The organism is Streptomyces sp. Xyl84 (assembly GCF_059731885.1).
On the sequence record NZ_AP029182.1, the window covers coordinates 1,557,177 to 1,574,543 of the forward strand.

Below are 17,367 nucleotides of genomic sequence, written 5' to 3' on the forward strand. Positions count from 1 at the left end.
CGGGCCCGGCCGGGGGCCGTTCAGTCGAAGCGCAGGGTTCCGGTGCGGGTGCGCTTGAGTTCGAAGAGGTCGGGGTGTGCGGCCAGTACCCGGAAGCTGTCGAACAGCCGGGCCGCATCGGCGCCCCGCGGGACGGCCCGCAGGACCGGCCCGAACCACACCGTCCCGTCCACGTGCAGGGTCGGCGTCCCCACGTAGCCGCCGGACTCCGGTTCGGCACCGGCGTCGTGGCTGCGGCGCACCGCGTCGTCGTACGCCGGGTCGTGGGCCGCGCCGGCCAGCTCGGCGGCCAGGCCGAGTTCGGCGAGGGCGCCCGCGACGACCGCGTCGAAGTCCGTCTCCTTCCGCTCGTGGATGCGGGTGCCGAAGGCGGTGTACAGGTCGCGCAGCACCTTCTCGCCGTACCGCTCGGCGGCGGCCACTGCGACCCGCACCGGGCCGATCGACCTGTCGACCAGGTCGCGGTACCAGTCGGGCAGTTCGTTGCCGGTGTTGTGCAGGAACAGGCTCATCACGCGGAAGTTCAGGTCGAGCGGGCGCTCCCGCTCGACCTCCAGCAGCCAGCGGGAGGTGATCCAGGCGAAGGGGCAGGCGGGGTCGAAGAAGAAGTCGACCCGGGCGGGGGCCGCCGGGTCCGGATCGGTACGTGTACGGGTCATGCCCCTGACGCTAGTGCCCCATTGGGGCAGGATCACGGCCCAATCGGCGGCTGTTTTCCTGATCCACTTCCGCCCTCCCGCCCCCGGCCGCACCACCGGCCGCACCTGCCCCGATGATGAATGGAGCGCACGGGGGGAAGCCTCCCCGCGCCGGCCACCTCCCGTCGGGCGTCCCCTGCCCCAGAGACCCCGGAAACCCCAGAGCCCCGCAGACCCGCGGTCCCCGAAGCCCGGTGGACCGGGGTCACCGCAGACCCAGGAGCGCCCGTGCAGTACCGGCAGACCTTCACGCTCGGCGGCGGCCTGTCCGTCCGCCGTCTCGGCTACGGCACCGCGCAGCTCACCGGTCCCGGCTACTGGGGCCCGCGCGGTGACCCCCGGGAGGCGGTGGCGGTGCTGCGGCGGGCGGTGGAGCGCGGGGTGACCCTGATCGACACGGCCGACAACTACGGTCCGTCGCTCGCCGAGGAGCTGGTGGCCGAGGCGCTGCACCCCTGCCCGGAGGGGGTGGTCGTCGCCACGAAGGGCGGGGTGGTCCGTACCGGCGACGACGCCTGGCACGTGGACGGGCGGCCGGCCTCGCTGCGGGCGATGTGCGAGGCGAGCCTGCGCCGGCTGCGGCGCGAGCGGATCGACCTGTACCAGTTGCACCGGCTGGACCCGGCCGTGCCGATGGCCGAGCAGCTGGGCGCGCTGGAGGAGTTGCGGGCGGAGGGGAAGATCCGGCACATCGGCCTGGACACCGTCACCGCCGGGCAGCTCACCGCCGCGCTGGAACTGGCGGAGGTGGTCTCCGTGCAGAACCGCTACCACCTGCTGGACCGCGCCTGTGAGCCGCTGCTGCGGCTGTGCGAGGAGCGCGGCATCGCGTTCCTGCCGTGGTTCCCGCTGGGCAACGGCGAGCTGACGGGGCATCCGGTGTGCGCGCGGATCGCCGCCGGGCACGGGGCGACGCCGGCGCAGATCGCCCTGGCGTGGCTGCTGCACCACTCCCCCGTGCTCTGCCCGACCCCGGGCACGGGCACCCTCGCCCACCTGGAGGAGAACCTGGACGCGGCCGGTGTGCGGCTGACGGACGCCGAGCTGGCCCGGCTCGACGCCCTGGCCCGGCCCGGCGACGTCCCTGCTTGACCTTTCCCCTGGGGCAAGGCGGAGGGTCACGGGCATGGACGACTTCCACGGGAAACAGACGCCGTACAGCGATCCGGGGGACCTCGACGTCAGCGGGCTGCCGAACGATCCCGGCCTGCTCGCGGGGATCGTGCGCGACCTGGTCATCCACCGGGCCGAGGGCGGACGCTTCGGGTACGCGATCCCCCGGGACCGGCTGCACCAGGACGCCGAGTCGCGGTACGTCCGCGAGATCCTGCGGCTCCTGCGCGAACGCGCCGGCACCCCGCTGACCGTGCCCCGGCCGCCCGAGGCGCGGTTCGTGGGCACCTGCCGCGACTTCGCCCTGCTGCACTGCTCGCTGCTGCGGGCCACGGGCACGCCCGCCCGCGTCCGCTGCGGCTTCGCGACCTACTTCGAGGAGGGCGCCCACGCCGACCACTGGGTCACCGAGTTCCGTACGCCGGGGGGCGACTGGCGGCTCGTCGACCCTCAGCTCCACCACACGTACGACGGTCTGGACTTCGACCCGATGGACGTGCCCCGCGACCGTTTCGTCGTGGCGGCCGACGCCTGGCGGGCCTGCCGGGCGGGGCGGGCGGACCCGCGGCGGTTCGGTGTGGCCGGCCTGGAGGGGGTCGCGGGGCTGTGGTTCGTCGGCGGCGGCGTGCTGCGCGATCTGGCCGCGCTGAACGGGGTCGAGCTGCTGCCCTGGGACTACTGGGGCGACGAGATCTCCGACGACGCCTCACTCACCGGCGACGACCTCGCCCTCCTCGACGAGGTCGCCGCCGCCCGCACCGAGGCGGAGCTGCGGCGGCTGTACGCCGAGGACCCCCGCCTGACCGTCCCGGACGTGATCACCTCGCACACGACCTACACCGGTGTGCGCAAGGTCAGCCTGCGGTCATCTCCACCAGCTTGACGACCGTGTTCCAGTTCCGGGTCGTGGCGATCAGGCCGCTGGTCACGGGACGCCGGGCCAGTCGCTCGGCGAGCCGGGAGCGGCCGAGCCCGTTGGGCGTGTACAGGTAGAGCGCGCGGTCGCCGAGGCGGAACTCCTCGGGCAGGTGGGCGGTCCGGTCGATGTCCGCGTAACGGGACGGGTCGGCGGGGGCCGAGAGGTAGGTGACGTGCAGCTGGCGCGCTTCCAGGGCGGCGGCCGGGAAGGGGCAGGCGTCGGCGACGGCCCGCAGGTAGACGTGGTCGCGCACGATGACGTCCACCGCGAAGCCGAACCGCGCCTCGATCGCGGCGGCGAGTTCCGCCGCGAGGGACTCCTCGTCACCGTGCCCGCAGGTGAAGACGGCCTGGCCGCTCTGGAGGTGGGTGCGGACGTCGTCGTACCCGGTCTCCCGCATCAGCGCGCGCAGTCCGGCCATGGGGAGCTTCCTGTTGCCGCCCACGTTGATCCCGCGCAACAGCGCCGCGTACGTCGTCGTCATCCGCCCACCCTAGGCCCTGTCATGGCCTTCGCCCTCCGGCCGTCACCGGCCGGCCCTCACGCCGCCCGCCGCCGGCCGGCCGTCACGGGACGGCCACCGCCACCGGTCCGCCTCCACAGCCGGCCGGCCGTCGCCTCCGTCAGGCCGTGCGGGCCGCCCGGGCCGCCGCCAGTTCCGCCTCGATCAGGTCGGCCGCGCGGCGCGTGCCGCCCTCCCGGGCCATCCGCGCCTGGACGTCCGCCAGCCGCCGCGCCACCTCGGGGTCGTCGACCAGGGCGAGGGCGGCGGTGCGCAGCGCCCCGGGGGTGGCCTCCTCGGTGTCCAGGCGCCGGGCCACGCCGAGCGACTGGAGCATGTCCGCGTTGCCGAACTGGTCGACGGCCTGCGGGACGGCGATCATCGGAGTCGCGGTCGCCAGTCCCTCCTGGCTGCCGCCGGCCCCCGCGTGGGTGACGAACAGGTCGGCCTGGCGGAGGACCGCCAACTGCGGCACCCACGAGTGGACTTCCACGTTCGCGGGCAGGTCGCCCAGCTCGGCGGCGTCCACGTGCCGGCCGATCTGGAGCACCAGGTGCCAACCGGGCAGCCCGCCGAACGCCTCCACGCAGGCCCGGTAGAACCCGGGCCGCTTGGTGAACGAGGACCCGAGCGAGACGAGGACCACTTTCTCGGCGCCGGCCGGCCGCCGCCAGTCGCCCTCGGCGCCGCGGTCGCCCTGGCAGGCGCCGACGAAGGTGTAGACCGTCTCGTCCACCCGGTCGGCGTTCGGCTGGAGCGCCTCGGGGATCAGCACCAGGGAGCGGGCCGGGTGGCCGGTGAACACGTCGGGGTGCTCGGTGATCCCGTTCTCCTCCAGCCAGGCGCGGAACCGGGCGTAGTAGGCCTGGCCGCGTCCGGTCTTCAGCGGCTCCTCCCACATCGGCTCGGCGATCTCCTGTTCGTACCCCTTCCAGGCGACCAGGTTCGGTGAGAGCGAGACGACGGGCACGCCCCAGCGGTGGCCGAGGACCCGGGCCGGGTAGGAGGTGATGTCGTGCAGCACCAGGTCGGGCTCGTCGCCCTCGTAGGCCTCGACGAGCTGCGGGAGTGCCTGGATGGCGTCGGCGAGGAACGGCTCGACGTTGTCCAGCAGCGTCGTCCCCCAGGCGTCCGGGTCGGCGTCGGGTCCGGGCAGGGTGCTGTTCCACGGCTTGACCTCGGCGCCGGTCTCGGCGACCTTCTCGGCGAACAGCGGCGGGATCGCGTACGTCACCCGGTGTCCGCGTGCGACGAGTTCGCGGATCACCTCCAGGCTGGGGTTGACGTGGCCGTGCAAGGCGGTGGAGAACATGGCGATGTGGGCGGGAGCGGTCATGCACCCAACCCTAGGCGAGACGAGACGTCTCGTACAACGCATTTTCAGCGCTGGTAGCGGGCCAGGACGAGGTTGCCGTCCTTCTCCAGCCGTTCGCTCAGGCCGTCCAGGCCGATCGCGCCGCTGTAGTACTCCTGGAACGCCGGTGTGGCCACCTTGTCCTTCCACTCGGGGTAGCCCCGCACGGACTGCGCGGGGGCGCCGCGCAGGTGGGCGGCGAGGGCCGTGCCCGTGGCCCAGCCGTAGCGGGACGTGTGCAGGGCGGGGTCCGCCAGGGCCCGGGTGCCGGTGGGCAGCATCCAGTCGCCCAGGGCGAGGCGCACCATGTTGTCCGGCTGGAGCAGGAAGTCGAGGAACGCGGCGGCCTCCTTCTTGTGCGGGCTGTCCTCGGCGATCGACAGGGTCTGCGGGCTGACCCCCTGGGCGAGTCCACCGGCTCCGGCCGGGGCGGGCAGCACCTGCCACCGGAACCCCTTCGGCGCCTGCTGCCGGATCTGCTGCCGGTAGGAGAAGCCGAGCGGCACCATGGCGTACCTGCCGGCGAAAAACCCGGGCAGGGTGTCGGAGCCGCCGCTGCCCAGGGTGGAGGGGGAGGCGCTGCGGTCGGTGCCGACCTGGGCGTGGACGGTGCGCGGCACCACCTGGTCGGCTTCCTCGAACCGGACGGTGACCCGGCCGTCGGGGCCGCGGTGGAACAGGCGTCCGCCGGCGGACAGGGACAGGTTGAGCGTGGCGGAGACGGGTTCCTTCAGCGGCCAGGCCACCCCGTACCTGCCCGGACCGCTCAGCCGCTCGCTCACCTGCCGGAACTCCTCCCAGCTCCAGGGGCGCTCCGGTGTCGGGATCCGCACCCCCGATTCCTCCAGCAGCCGCGTGTTGGCGATCAGCACCCGCGGCTCCTGGAGGAACGGCACGCCGTAGACGCCGTCCCCGAACGTCGTCGTCTCCCAACTGCGCCGCGGGATGCCGGACCTGAGCCGCCCGGACAGCAGAGGGGTGAGGTCGGCGAGGTAGCCGCCGTAGGCGAAGTCGGCGAGGTCGTCGGAGGCGTCGTGGATGACGTCCGGTGCCTCGCCTCCCTCGAAGGAGGTCAGCAGCTGGTCGTGGACGCTGTCCCAGCTGCCCTGGACGTACTCGACCCGTACGCCGGGGTGGGCGGCGTTCCACTCCCGCACCAGTGCCCTGGTGGCGGCCACGGACTCCTGCTGCCACGCCAGGGACTGGAAGCGCAGGGTGATCCGGCCGCCCCCGCCGCCCTCGCCGCTGCCGCCCGAGCAGCCGGCAAGCAGGACGGTGAGGACGAGGGCGAGGACCCGCAGGCTCCGGCCGCGCATCAGCTCTTCACCGCCCCGGCGAGCATGCCGCCCGTGATCCGCCGCTGGATGAGGGCGAAGACCAGCAGCGAGGGCAGCGTGGCCAGGAAGGCCGCCGCCGCGAGCGGGCCGAGGTCGGCGACGCCCTCGGCCCCGATGAAGTGGGTGAGGACGACCGGCAGGGTCTGTCTCCCCGGTGTCTTGAGCAGCACCAGCGCGAAGAAGAACTCGTTCCACGCGGTGACGAACGCGAACAGAGCGGTCGCCACGATCCCCGGTGCGAGCAGCGGTGCCGTCACCGAGACCAGCGTCCGCAGCCGGCCGGCGCCGTCGACGGCCGCCGCCTCCTCCAGTTCGGCCGGCACGGCGCGGACGTAGCCGGTGAGCATCCACAGCGCGAACGGCAGCGACCAGACCACGTAGACCAGCACCAGCCCGGCGAGGGAGTCGATCAGCCGGAGGTTCTTCAGCACCAGGAAGAGCGGGATGATCAGCAGGACGAAGGGGAAGGCCTGGCTGACCACGACCCACCCGGTGGCCGCGCGGGTGAGCCAGGAGCGGCGCCGGGCCATGACGTACGCCATCGGCGTGCCGATCAGCACGGCGATCACCGCCGCCCCGAGCGCGGCCAGCAGGGAGTTGAGGGCCGCGTGCAGCAGCGGCTGCTCGCCGAAGGCCTCCCGGAAGTTGCCGAGGGTGGGGTGGCGAGGGATCCAGGTGGGGTGCAGGTCCGCCAGTTCGCGCGGTGGTTTGAACGCCGTGGACAGCAGCCAGAGCAGCGGGAAGGCCAGGAAGAGGAGGTAGGCGAGCAGGGCTGCGTACTGTCCCACGCGGGCGCGGGTCGACGTCCTCACGCCGGGTCACCTCCCCGGAGCCGGCCGGCGAGGAAGACGGCCAGCAGGACCGAGACGACGGCGACCAGGACGCAGCCCATCGCCGCCGCGTAGCCGAACTGGCCGTAACGGAAGGCCTCCTCGTAGGCGAAGAGCGTGGGCAGCCGGGTCCGGCCGCCGGGGCCGCCGCCCGTCAGCACGTAGACCAGGGCGAAGGAGTTGAAGTTCCAGATCAGGTTGAGCGCGGTGACGGCGAGGGCGACCGGTCTGAGGGCCGGCCAGGTGACCGCGCGGAAGCGGCGCCAGGCCCCGGCGCCGTCGACCGCTGCGGCCTCGTGCAGTTCGCGCGGGGTGTTCTGGAGCCCGGCGAGCAGGGCGACCGTGGTCTGCGGCATCCCCGCCCACACGCCGACGACCACCACGGCGGGCAGGGCGGTGGCCAGGGAGCTGAGCCAGTCGTGGCCGTCCCCGAGGCCGAGGTCGCGCAGGGTCTCGTTGAGGATGCCGGCGTCCGGGTTGTAGACCAGCCGCCACATGATGCCGACGACGACCTCGGGCATCGCCCAGGGGATGATGGCCAGCGCCCGGGCCAGCCGGCGCAGCCGCAGGTTCTGATCGAGCAGCAGGGCGAGCCCGAGCGCGAGCAGGAACTGCGGCACGGTCACCGCGACGGCCCACACCAGGCCGATCCGGAACGACTGCCAGAACAGCGTGTCGTGCGCGAGGTCCTGGAAGTTGAGGACGCCGGTCCACCGCGTGGGGTCCGTCCGCCCTGACTGCGCGTCGGTGAACGCGAGCAGGACGCCGTACAGGAGCGGGCCGACACTGAGGAGCAGGATGGGCACGAGCGCGGGCAGCACCAGGAACCAGGCGCCGGGGTCGTGGCCGCGCCGGGGCAGGCCCGGGCCGGGCGCGCGGTGCGCCGGTCTCCTCACCTCGGTCAGCGATGTCACGCGTTCCACCCTCTGCACGGCTCGGACGGGCCTGGTCATGGTCGTGAAGGCGCCGCGGTCCGTCAAGACACCGCGCACGCGCCCCACCTGTGCGAATGCGAGACTGGCCGACGCAAGGCGGGAACCCGGCGGACAGGGAGGCGGACGATGGACGAGGCACGGGCGCGCGAGGTGCTGGCGGCGGTGCGGGCGGTGCCGGGCCCGGCGGTGCGCGAGGCACGGCTGCTGGCGCTGGGCGAGAACGCCGTGTTCGCCGCCGGTGACCTGGTGGTCAAGGTGGGCCGCGACGCCGAACTCCTCGACCGCGCGCGCCGGGAGCTGGACATCGCGGGCTGGCTGGCGGGGGCGGGTGTGCCCGCGGTGCGGGCGGCCGCGCCCGAGGCGCTGCTCGTCGAGGGCCACCCGGTGACCGTGTGGCACCGGCTGCCCGACGCGGTCCGCCCGGCCGAACCGCGCGACCTCGCGGAACTGCTCCGTCTCGTCCATGCGCTGCCCTCCCCCTCCTTCCCCCTGCCGCCCCGCGAGCTGCTGGGCGGCGTGGAACGCTGGCTGCGGCTGGCCGGCGACGCGATCGACCCGGCCGACGCGGCCTATCTGCGCGAGCGCCGCGACGGCTTCGCGGCGGCCGCCGCCGCCCTCACCCCGCACCTGCCGCCGGGCCCGATCCACGGGGACGCGCTGCCCCGCAACGTGCACATCGGTCCGGACGGGCCGGTCCTGGTGGACCTGGAGACCTTCTCCGCCGACCTGCGCGAGCACGACCTGGTGGTGATGGCCCTGTCCCGGGACCGCTACGGCCTGCCCGCCGAGGCCTACGACGCCTTCACCTCGGTCTACGGCTGGGACGTACGGGAGTGGGCGGGCTGCTCGGTGCTGCGCGGCGCCCGGGAGACGGCCAGTTGCGCCTGGGTCGCCCAGCACGCCCCGAGCAACCCGAAGGCGCTGGCCGAGTTCGGACGCCGGGTGGCGTCCCTGCGGGACGGCGACGAGACGGTGCGCTGGTACCCCTTCTGAGCGGCTCCGCTCCCGCTCCCCGTCCCGCTCCCCCGTTCTCCCCCCTCGCCGCCCGGGCGGCCGGCCCTCAGACCGTCTCGCCCGCCTGCTCCCGCAGCGGCCAGGTGCCCTCGACCACGGCGGCCGGGTCGCCCTTGCGGCGCAGGAAGTCCTGGAAGTCCGCCGCCCAGGCGGCGTACCACTCGATCTGGCGGCGGTGCAGCTCCGCCGGGCCGAGGGCCGCGACCTTGGGGTGGCGGTCGGCTATCGCGGCGGCCAGCCGGGCCGCCGCCAGCGCGTCGGCCGCCGCGTCGTGGGCGGAGTCCAGGACGATGCCGTACTCCGTGCACACCGCCTGGAGGGTGCGCTTGCCGCGCCGGTAGCGCTCGACGAAGCGGTCGATGGTGTACGGGTCGACGACGGGGCCCGGCTCGGCGCCGCCCAGGCGGTCGCTCAGCGACGGCAGCCCGTGTCTGCGCAGTTCGGCGGCGAGCAGGGTGAGGTCGAAGGCCGCGTTGTACGCGACCACGGGCACACCCGTCTTCCAGTAGCCGGTGAGCACGTCCGCCAGCGCGTCCGCCACCCGGTCGGCGGGGCGGCCCTCGGCGGCGGCCCGCTCGTTGCTGATCCCGTGCACGGCGACGGCGTCCTCGGGGATCGGGACGCCGGGGTCGGCCAGCCACTCCCGGCGGCCCAGCGGCTCGCCCGCCCTGACCTCGATCACGGCGCCCGTGACGATGCGCGCCTCGTGCGGGTCCGTCCCGGTCGTCTCCAGGTCGAACCCGATCAGCAGCTCCCGGTGCCAGCCCATGGCGGCCCCCCCCTTCTCGGTGGTGCTTCCCCCAGTGGCTCCCACCTTCGCATGCGCCACTGACAATCCGAGGACCGCGTTCCGCTTCCGACGGCATTTCAGGACACGGGGCGCGAATCAGCCCACATCAGCTCGAACTCCTCGCGGTAGGCGGCGAAGAGTCCGCCTTCGTCCTCCTCGCCGGACTTGACCACCTTGTTCCCGTTGCGCAGCACGAACACCGGCGCCTCCATGCCCCGGCTGCGCCGCAGGTGGGACTGGACGACCGCGATGCCGTCGGAGCCGTCGCCGTCGACCAGGTAGGCGGTCAGGCGCGGCGTCTCGTCGTAGACCTGGATCTCGAAGGCGTCCGGGTCACGCAGCCGGGAGCGGACGCGGCGCATGTGCAGGATGCTCATCTCCACCGTCCGGCTCAGCTCGCCGCGCTTGAGTCCCAGCTCCCGCTCGCGCCGCTTCACCGCGCTGGAGGCGGGGTTCAGGAACAGCAGCCGCACCCGGCAGCCCGACTCGGCCAGGCGCACCAGGCGGCGGCCGGAGAAGTTCTGCACCAGCAGGTTCAGGCCGATGCCGATGGCGTCCAGACGGCGCGCGCCGCCGAAGATGTCCTCGGCCGGGAACTGGCGCAGCAGTCTGACCCGGTCCGGGTGCACGGCGACCACGTCCGCGTACCGGTCACCGACCAGGTCCTCGACCGCGTCGACCGGCAGCCGCCGGGCGGAGGGCACGTCGCCGCCGGCGCCGAGGATCTCCAGCAGGCGCGCGGAGGCGCGCTCGGCCTGGTTGAGGACGGCCTCGGACAGGGCCCGGTTGCGCGAGACGACGTTGCGGGTGACCTCCAGCTCGTCGAGGGCGAGTTCGACGTCGCGGCGTTCGTCGAGGTAGGGCTCGAAGCAGGGCCAGTGCTGCACCATCAGCTCGCGCAGCTGGGGCAGGGTGAGGAAGCTGATGACGTTGTCGTCGGCCGGGTCGAGCAGATAGCCCTTGCGGCGGCTGACCTCGCGGACGGCGACGGCGCGCTGCACCCACTCCTGTCCGGCCGGTCCGGCGGCGGCGACCACCCAGTCGTCGCCGTGCACGGGTTCGTAGACGGGGCGCAGCACGGCGGAGACGACGGCGCGCAGCCGCTGTTCGACGAGGTTCAGCCAGATGTAGGCCCGGCCGGCTCGCTGGGCACGGGTGCGCACCTCGTGCCAGGCGTCGGCGTCCCAGTCCAGCTCCGGGCCGATGGCACCCGCGTCCATCGGCCGGGCCAGGGACACCGCGCCGGGCGGGACGTCTGCGGAGTTCCCCTCGTGACCCTCGTCACCAGGGGGAAGCTCCAGGCCTCCCGAGCCCACCCGTGCACCGCCTTCCGCTCCCCCGAGCATCCCCGTCCCAACGATCAAGGAAGGGTACTCCGGGAGCGGTGCGCGGTGCAGCCGGATGGACAGCTCCTTTCCCAACTTCCCCCGGTCGCATACCTGTTCCGGCACGACCCGTCGGCACAGTGAGCGAAATCATGCCGTTGACGCCGCATCAGGCCCGGCGCCCCGGGTAATTCGAACATCTTCGGACGGGACCGGCGGGACGACGCACCCGCCGCGAAGTCATAGGTGGCGGCTCCACTTTCGGGGACACTCGGGACCAGGGGCGCCACCCGCGGCGCCGTACACCTGAGAGAGTCGTGTCCATGCAGGTCTGGCCTGGAGAGGCGTATCCGCTCGGCGCCACGTACGACGGCGCCGGCACCAACTTCGCGGTCTTCACGGAGGCCGCGGACCGAGTAGAGCTGTGTCTGCTGCACGACGACGGCTCGGAGACGGCGGTGGAACTGCGGGAGAGCGACGCGTTCGTGCGGCACGCGTATGTGCCGGGCGTCATGCCGGGGCAGCGGTACGGGTTCCGTGCGCACGGCCCGTACGCCCCGGAGCGCGGGCTGCGCTGCAATTCCGCGAAGCTGCTCCTGGATCCGTACGCACGTGCGATCAGCGGCTCCGTCCGGTGGGGCGAGGAGGTCTACGGCTACCACTTCGACGACCCCGGGCGGCGCAACGACCTGGACTCCGCCCCGCACACCATGACCTCGGTCGTGGTGAACCCGTACTTCGACTGGGGCGACGACCGGCCGCCCAGGCGCGGCTACCACGAGACGGTGATCTACGAGGCGCACGTCAAGGGCCTCACCATGCGCCACCCCGGGCTTCCGGAGGAACTGCGCGGCACCTACGCGGCGCTGGCCCACCCGGCGGTCATCGAGCACCTGACCGAACTGGGCGTGACGGCGCTGGAACTCATGCCCGTACACCAGTTCGTGAACGACCACCGTCTGGTGGACATGGGCCTGAACAACTACTGGGGCTACAACACGATCGGCTTCTTCGCCCCGCACAACGCGTACACCTCCTGGGGCGACCGCGGCCAGCAGGTCCTGGAGTTCAAGTCGGCGGTCAGGGCGCTGCACGAGGCCGGCATCGAGGTCATCCTCGACGTGGTCTACAACCACACCGCCGAGGGCAACCACCTGGGTCCGACGCTGTCCTTCAAGGGCCTGGACAACCCGCAGTACTACCGGCTCACGGACGACCCGCGCTACTACATGGACACCACGGGGACCGGGAACTCCCTGCTGATGCGGTCCCCGCACGTGCTCCAGCTGATCATGGACTCGCTGCGCTACTGGGTCACGGACATGCACGTGGACGGCTTCCGCTTCGACCTGGCGGCCACCCTGGCACGGCAGTTCCACGAGGTGGACCGGCTGTCGTCGTTCTTCGACCTGGTGCAGCAGGACCCGGTGGTCTCCCAGGTGAAGCTGATCGCCGAGCCGTGGGACGTCGGCGAGGGCGGCTACCAGGTGGGGAACTTCCCGCCGCTGTGGACGGAGTGGAACGGCAAGTACCGCGACACCGTGCGGGACCTGTGGCGGGGCGAGCCGCGCGCGCTCGCGGAGTTCGCCTCCCGGCTGACCGGCTCCTCCGACCTCTACCAGGACGACGGCCGCCGTCCGCTGGCCTCGATCAACTTCGTGACCTGCCACGACGGCTTCACGCTGCACGACCTGGTGGCGTACAACGACAAGCACAACGAGGCCAACGGCGAGGACAACCGGGACGGCGAGAGCCACAACCGCTCCTGGAACTGCGGGGCGGAGGGCGCGACGGACGATCCGGAGGTGCTGGAGCTGCGGGCGCGCCAGATGCGCAACTTCCTCTCCACGCTGATGCTCTCCCAGGGCGTGCCGATGATCAGCCACGGCGACGAGTTCGCCCGCACCCAGGGGGGCAACAACAACGCCTACTGCCAGGACAACGAGCTGGCCTGGGTGCGCTGGCCGGAGCCCGGCGAGCAGGGCAGCGACCTGCTGGAGTTCGTGCGGGCGATGGCCCGGCTGCGCAAGGAGCACCCGGTCTTCCGGCGGCGCCGCTTCTTCCACGGGCGGCCGGTGCAAGGCACCCACGACGAGTTGTCCGACATCGCCTGGTTCACTCCCGAGGGCAAGGAGATGACCCAGCAGGACTGGGGCTCGGCGCGCGCCTCCGCGCTGACCGTGTTCCTCAACGGCAACGCGATCTCCGAGCCGGGCCCGCGCGGGGAGCGGATCAGCGACGACTCGTTCCTGCTCCTGTTCAACGCCGCGCCGAAGTCCCTCGACTTCGTCGTCCCGGTCGATCACGGACGCCAGTGGCAGGTGGTCGTGGACACCGCCCGCACCACGCCGGTCCCGCCCGGTACCGGCCGCAGGGCCCAGGCCGGCGACCGGCTCACCCTCAAGGACCGCAGCATGGTCGTGCTCCAGCGCCCGGCCTAGGTCCTGTCGTCACATTCCCGTCGTCCGCCCGGAGGGCGGGCCTCGCGGCGTCAGGTGCGTGCTCTCGGCGTGCCGGGCCCTGACCCTCGTACTGGACGTACTCGGGTCTGGGCCCGGTGCGGCGAGAGTGCGTGCATGGCGTCGCGAGGCAGCCGGGAATGTGACGACAGGGCCCAGGTCCCAGGGTCTTCCTCCGGGCCGGGGCCGGATCACGGAGCGGGGTCTCAGCGGGCCGTGCCGGCGCGGTCGTCGGCGGGTACGCGCGCGCGGGCGGTGCCCGCGCGGTCCTCGTCGCGGACCTCCGGGCGCGCCGTCAGGGCGAGCACGGCGGCCAGCCCGGCCGCGGAGCTCGCCACGGCGAAGGCCGCACCGGGTCCGCGGGCGTCGGCGAGACGGCCGCAGACGGCGACGGCGAGCGCCTGTCCGGCGACGATCGCGCTCGTGGCGTAGGCCATCGCCTCGGCGAGCCGGGCCGGCGGCACCACCCGCTCGGTGAGTCCGAACACGGTGACCAGGTGCGGGGCGTACGCCACTCCGAGCACGGTCACCACGACGTACAGGCCGGTCAGTGTGTGCGTGCCGAGCAGCGGGAGGGAGAGCACGAACGCCGCCGCCGTGGCCGTGCGCCGGCGTGCCCGCAGCCCGAAGCGGGCGGGAAGGGCCGCCATGGACAGCCCGGCGACCGCGCTCATCACCCCCATGGCGGCGTACACGAGCCCGGCCTGGTCCTCCTGCCCCAGCCGCCCGGTCAGCGCCGTGATCCCCGCCTGGCAGGCGCCGAACATCGCCCCCTGGAGGGCCAGCGCGGCCCGCAGCGCGTGCACGGAGCGGGGCATGGGCGGACGGCCGGAGCCCGCCCGGCGGCCACCACCCGCGCGCGTGAGCAACCGGCGTACGCCGACGGCCGCCCGACGCCCGGCCACCGACCGGTCTGCGCCAACCACCCCGCCTCCCTCCGCCGGACGGCCCGCCGGACGCGTCACCGCGGCCGTCGGGTGGAGGGCGAAGCCCGTGCCGCACACGGCCACCAGCAGCGCCGCCGCGCCCAGGGCGTACGCCGGGTGCGCGAGGACCGACGCCAGGCCGACGAGGGCGGGACCGAGAACAAAGGAGATCTCGTCGAGCGTGCTTTCGAAGGACAGGGCCGCCCCGACCGTGGACTCGGGGGCCGCGGCCCGGCGGGCGAGGGCGACGAGACGGGCGCGGGCCAGCGGGCCGATCAGCGGTACGGTCGCCCCGGCGCCCGCGCCCAGCAGCGCGAGCGCCGGCGTGCCGAGCCCGGCGAGCGCCCCGGCGACCAGTGCGGTGACGGCGACGGCGTTGGCCCAGGCGAACAGGAGGACGACGGTCCGCTGGCCGTGCCGGTCCGTCAGACGCCCCACGAGCGGCCCGCAGGAGACCTGGCCGAGGGCGAGTGCCCCGCCGGTCGCCCCGGCCGCGGTCAGCGAGTCACTCGTCCGGGCGACGAGCAGCACGCTGCCGAACTGGATGGTGGCCGTGGGCAGCCGCCCCAGGAACGACACCACCGGGAGCAGCGGCCCGGTCAGGCCTATCACGTCGCCGTAGGTCTCCCGTGTGCTGCGCGGCCGCGGTGTGGTCATCGTCCGAAGCTAGCCACGCGCGCGGGAGACGTGGACGGACGGATGACACGAAACCCGGCCGGGCGGGTACGTAGCATCGCATGACACCCGAGCACCCCGTACCCGTCGTGCCCACGGCCACCTACCGGCTCCAGCTCCAGCCCGCGTTCCCGTTCACGGCCGCCGCGGCGGCCGTGCCGTACCTGGCGTCGCTCGGCGTCTCGCACCTGCACCTGTCCCCCGTCCTGGAGGCCGTGCCGGGTTCGCCGCACGGCTACGACGTCGTGGACCACACGCGCGTGCGCGGCGAACTCGGCGGCGAGGAGGGCCTGCGCGCGCTGGCGCGCACCGCGCACGAGCACGGCCTCCGTCTGATCGTGGACATCGTGCCCAACCACATGGCGATGGTCCCGCGGCACAACCCCGCCCTGTGGGAGGTGCTGCGCGAGGGGCCGGCGTCCCCGTACGCGCGCTGGTTCGACATCGACTGGAAGGCGCAGGGCGGCAAGGTGCTGCTGCCGGTGCTCGGCGGTCCGCTCGGCGAGGAGATCGGCCACCTGAAGGCGGACGGCGACGTCCTGCGCTACCACGACCACGCCTTCCCGCTGCGGGCGGGCACCGAGGGGCTGCCGCCGGCCGAGCTGCTGGACGCGCAGTGGTACCGCCCGGTGTGGTGGCGGCTGGCGCGCACGGAACTGAACTACCGGCGTTTCTTCAGCATCTCGCAGCTGATCGGTCTGCGCGTGGAGGACCCGGAGGTGTTCGCGGCCACCCACGCCAAGATCCTCCAGCTGCTCGGCGAGGGCGTGATCGACGGGCTGCGGATCGACCACCCCGACGGCCTCGCCGACCCCGACGACTACCTCCGACGGCTGCACGAGGCGAGTGGCGGGTGCTGGACGGTCGTGGAGAAGATCCTCTCCGACGGCGAGCCCCTGCCGCCCTCCTGGCCGGTCGCCGGCACCACCGGCTACGACGCCCTGCGGCACGTCGACGGCCTGTTCGTCGACCCGTCCGGCGCGGGCGAACTGCTGGAGCACTACCGGCGCTTCGCCGCCCCGCAGACCGACCGCGGCGGCGACTGGGCGGCCACGGTGCGGCGGGCCGCCTACAAGGTGATCACGCACGAGCTGGCCGCCGAGACCGAGCGGCTGACCCGGGTGGCGGACCGGGCGTGCTCGTCCGCGCCGGACCCGGCGCTGCGCGACCGCGCGCCCTGGGCGCTGCGCACCGCGCTCCAGGAGCTGCTGGTCCGCCTGGAGGTGTACCGGCCCTACGCCTCCGTGGACGCCGCCTCGGTGGTCACCGAGGAGGCCGCAGCGGCCGCCCGGCGCGCCTTCACCGTGCCCGAGGAGGGCGGGGCCGTGGACGTCGTACGGGATCTGCTGCTCGGGCGGGCCGGTGCGGGGCCGCAGGCGGTGGAGCTGCGGACCCGGTTCGCGCAGGCCGCCTCCGCACTGCGCGCCAAGTCCGTGGAGGACACGGCCTACTACCGGTACGTGCCGCTGCTGTCGGCCAACGAGGTCGGCGGCGATCCGGGCCGTCCGGCCGTGTCGCCGCGGGACTTCCACGCGTACTGCGCGCGCGTGCAGCGCGACTGGCCCGTCACCGGGACGGTGGTCTCCACGCACGACACCAAGCGCAGCGCGGACGTGCGGGCGGCGCTGGCCGTGCTGACCGAGTGCCCGGGGCGGTGGGCGGAGCTGCTGGCCGGGCCGCTCGGTGACGAGGAGGGCGCGCCCGACGCGCAACTGGCGTGGGCGGCCTGGCAGACGGTGTTCGGCCTCGGGGAGGCGGACGCGGAGCGGGTGGGGCCGGCGCTGCTGAAGCACGTGCGCGAGGCGGGCCTGTACACGAGCTGGACGGAGCAGGAGGCGCCGTACGAGGAGGCGGTGGAGCGGTTCGTCGCCGAGGGGCCGTGCGGGCCGCCCGGCGCGCGTGTGGCGGCCTTCCGCGCCGCGCTGGAGCCGCACGTCCGGGCGAACGTGCTGGGCACCGCCCTGGTGCACCTGACGATGCCGGGCGTGCCCGACCTCTATCAGGGCACCGAGGCCGAGTACCGGGCCCTGGTGGACCCGGACAACCGGCGGCCCGTGGAGCTGCCGCCCGCGGACGCCGGCGCCAAGGGCGCGGTGACGGCGGCGGCGCTGCGGCTGCGCGCGCGCCGCCCGGACGTCTTCGGCGCCGCCGCGACGTACACCCCGCTGCCGGCCGAGGGCGCGGCGGCGGACCACTGCACGGCGTTCGCACGCTCGGGTGAGGTCGTCACGGCCGTGACCCGGCTGTCCCTGCGCCTGGCCGAGGCCGGCGGCTGGCGCGGCACCCGGCTGCCCCTGCCGCCGGGGCGCTGGACGGACGTCCTCGCCCCGGGACGGCACTTCGAGGGCCACGCGCGCGCGGAGGACCTGTTCGCGGCCCTGCCGGTGGCCCTGCTGGAACGGACCGACGGGCCCCGCGGGCAGGGCTGAGACGGGCCGGGCCGGGCGTCCGGGGCGGCTGGGGGTGAGCGGCCACTTGACAGCCGTCACC

At 73.9% G+C, this 17,367-nt stretch carries 13 protein-coding genes and 1 pseudogene; 5 read left to right on the forward strand and 9 right to left on the reverse strand.

Annotated features, from left to right (window positions below):
* Positions 1-20: 20 nt before the first annotated feature.
* Positions 21-659, reverse strand: coding sequence for a mycothiol-dependent nitroreductase Rv2466c family protein (locus tag AC6I72_RS06695; RefSeq protein WP_497999943.1), 639 nt, complete (start codon positions 657-659; stop codon positions 21-23).
* A gap of 267 nt (positions 660-926) precedes the next feature.
* Here AC6I72_RS06695 and AC6I72_RS06700 point away from each other — a divergent pair, with 267 nt between their 5' ends.
* On the forward strand, positions 927-1,790 hold the full coding sequence (locus tag AC6I72_RS06700) for an aldo/keto reductase (protein WP_497999944.1): 864 nt from the start codon (positions 927-929) through the stop codon (positions 1,788-1,790).
* Positions 1,791-1,824: 34 nt separating this feature from the next.
* Positions 1,825-2,694, forward strand: coding sequence for a transglutaminase-like domain-containing protein (locus AC6I72_RS06705; RefSeq protein WP_497999945.1), 870 nt, complete (start codon positions 1,825-1,827; stop codon positions 2,692-2,694).
* Here the strand turns inward: AC6I72_RS06705 and AC6I72_RS06710 are convergent.
* The 5 genes and pseudogenes from AC6I72_RS06710 to AC6I72_RS06730 form a co-directional block, all read right to left on the reverse strand.
* Positions 2,666-3,214 (reverse strand): DUF1697 domain-containing protein, encoded by a 549-nt coding sequence (locus AC6I72_RS06710; RefSeq protein ID WP_497999946.1) that lies wholly within the window; start codon positions 3,212-3,214, stop codon positions 2,666-2,668. The two genes, AC6I72_RS06705 and AC6I72_RS06710, sit on opposite strands and share 29 nt — an antisense overlap.
* 139 nt (positions 3,215-3,353) lie before the next feature.
* Positions 3,354-4,605: pseudogene (mgt, locus tag AC6I72_RS06715) on the reverse strand (macrolide-inactivating glycosyltransferase).
* A gap of 7 nt (positions 4,606-4,612) precedes the next feature.
* Positions 4,613-5,902 carry an ABC transporter substrate-binding protein gene (locus AC6I72_RS06720; protein WP_497999947.1) on the reverse strand — a complete coding sequence of 430 codons (1,290 nt, stop codon included), beginning with the start codon at positions 5,900-5,902 and terminating at the stop codon, positions 4,613-4,615.
* Complete coding sequence (locus AC6I72_RS06725) at positions 5,902-6,735, reverse strand: carbohydrate ABC transporter permease (RefSeq protein ID WP_497999948.1); 834 nt, start codon at positions 6,733-6,735, stop codon at positions 5,902-5,904. Before AC6I72_RS06725 ends, AC6I72_RS06720 begins: the two co-directional genes overlap by 1 nt.
* Positions 6,732-7,667 carry a carbohydrate ABC transporter permease gene (locus tag AC6I72_RS06730; RefSeq protein ID WP_497999949.1) on the reverse strand — a complete coding sequence of 312 codons (936 nt, stop codon included), beginning with the start codon at positions 7,665-7,667 and terminating at the stop codon, positions 6,732-6,734. The genes AC6I72_RS06725 and AC6I72_RS06730 overlap by 4 nt, the downstream gene beginning before the upstream one ends.
* A gap of 147 nt (positions 7,668-7,814) precedes the next feature.
* Between AC6I72_RS06730 and AC6I72_RS06735 the strand changes: the two genes are divergently transcribed.
* Positions 7,815-8,681 carry a phosphotransferase enzyme family protein gene (locus AC6I72_RS06735; protein WP_497999950.1) on the forward strand — a complete coding sequence of 289 codons (867 nt, stop codon included), beginning with the start codon at positions 7,815-7,817 and terminating at the stop codon, positions 8,679-8,681.
* Between the two features lie 67 nt (positions 8,682-8,748).
* Here AC6I72_RS06735 and AC6I72_RS06740 read toward each other — a convergent pair whose 3' ends face one another.
* Both AC6I72_RS06740 and AC6I72_RS06745 read right to left on the reverse strand, forming a co-directional pair.
* Entirely contained in the window at positions 8,749-9,471 is a 723-nt protein-coding gene (locus AC6I72_RS06740) for a 3'-5' exonuclease (protein ID WP_497999951.1), read from the reverse strand.
* A 98-nt stretch (positions 9,472-9,569) separates the two neighbouring features.
* A complete protein-coding gene (locus AC6I72_RS06745) occupies positions 9,570-10,838 on the reverse strand; it encodes a DUF5919 domain-containing protein (RefSeq protein ID WP_497999952.1) in 1,269 nt (422 codons plus the stop codon).
* Positions 10,839-11,140: 302 nt separating this feature from the next.
* On the opposite strand from AC6I72_RS06745, the gene glgX reads away from it, so the two are divergent.
* Positions 11,141-13,258 (forward strand): glycogen debranching protein GlgX, encoded by a 2,118-nt coding sequence (glgX, locus tag AC6I72_RS06750; protein WP_497999953.1) that lies wholly within the window; start codon positions 11,141-11,143, stop codon positions 13,256-13,258.
* Between the two features lie 224 nt (positions 13,259-13,482).
* Here glgX and AC6I72_RS06755 read toward each other — a convergent pair whose 3' ends face one another.
* Positions 13,483-14,859, reverse strand: coding sequence for an MFS transporter (locus AC6I72_RS06755; RefSeq protein WP_497999954.1), 1,377 nt, complete (start codon positions 14,857-14,859; stop codon positions 13,483-13,485).
* 80 nt (positions 14,860-14,939) lie between these two features.
* On the opposite strand from AC6I72_RS06755, the gene treY reads away from it, so the two are divergent.
* A complete protein-coding gene (gene treY / locus AC6I72_RS06760; RefSeq protein ID WP_497999955.1) occupies positions 14,940-17,306 on the forward strand; it encodes a malto-oligosyltrehalose synthase in 2,367 nt (788 codons plus the stop codon).
* Positions 17,307-17,367: the final 61 nt, after the last annotated feature.

What these genes read in the sequence shown, in the direction of transcription:
- AC6I72_RS06695 (WP_497999943.1), bottom strand. Translation starts at nt 659, where the DNA reads ATGACCCGTACACGTACCGATCCGGACCCGGCGGCCCCCGCCCGGGTC.
- AC6I72_RS06705 (WP_497999945.1), top strand. Translation starts at nt 1,825, where the DNA reads ATGGACGACTTCCACGGGAAACAGACGCCGTACAGCGATCCGGGGGAC.
- AC6I72_RS06710 (WP_497999946.1), bottom strand. Translation starts at nt 3,214, where the DNA reads ATGACGACGACGTACGCGGCGCTGTTGCGCGGGATCAACGTGGGCGGC.
- AC6I72_RS06720 (WP_497999947.1), bottom strand. Translation starts at nt 5,902, where the DNA reads ATGCGCGGCCGGAGCCTGCGGGTCCTCGCCCTCGTCCTCACCGTCCTG.
- AC6I72_RS06735 (WP_497999950.1), top strand. Translation starts at nt 7,815, where the DNA reads ATGGACGAGGCACGGGCGCGCGAGGTGCTGGCGGCGGTGCGGGCGGTG.
- AC6I72_RS06740 (WP_497999951.1), bottom strand. Translation starts at nt 9,471, where the DNA reads ATGGGCTGGCACCGGGAGCTGCTGATCGGGTTCGACCTGGAGACGACC.
- AC6I72_RS06745 (WP_497999952.1), bottom strand. Translation starts at nt 10,838, where the DNA reads ATGCTCGGGGGAGCGGAAGGCGGTGCACGGGTGGGCTCGGGAGGCCTG.
- glgX (WP_497999953.1), top strand. Translation starts at nt 11,141, where the DNA reads ATGCAGGTCTGGCCTGGAGAGGCGTATCCGCTCGGCGCCACGTACGAC.
- AC6I72_RS06755 (WP_497999954.1), bottom strand. Translation starts at nt 14,859, where the DNA reads ATGACCACACCGCGGCCGCGCAGCACACGGGAGACCTACGGCGACGTG.
- treY (WP_497999955.1), top strand. Translation starts at nt 14,940, where the DNA reads ATGACACCCGAGCACCCCGTACCCGTCGTGCCCACGGCCACCTACCGG.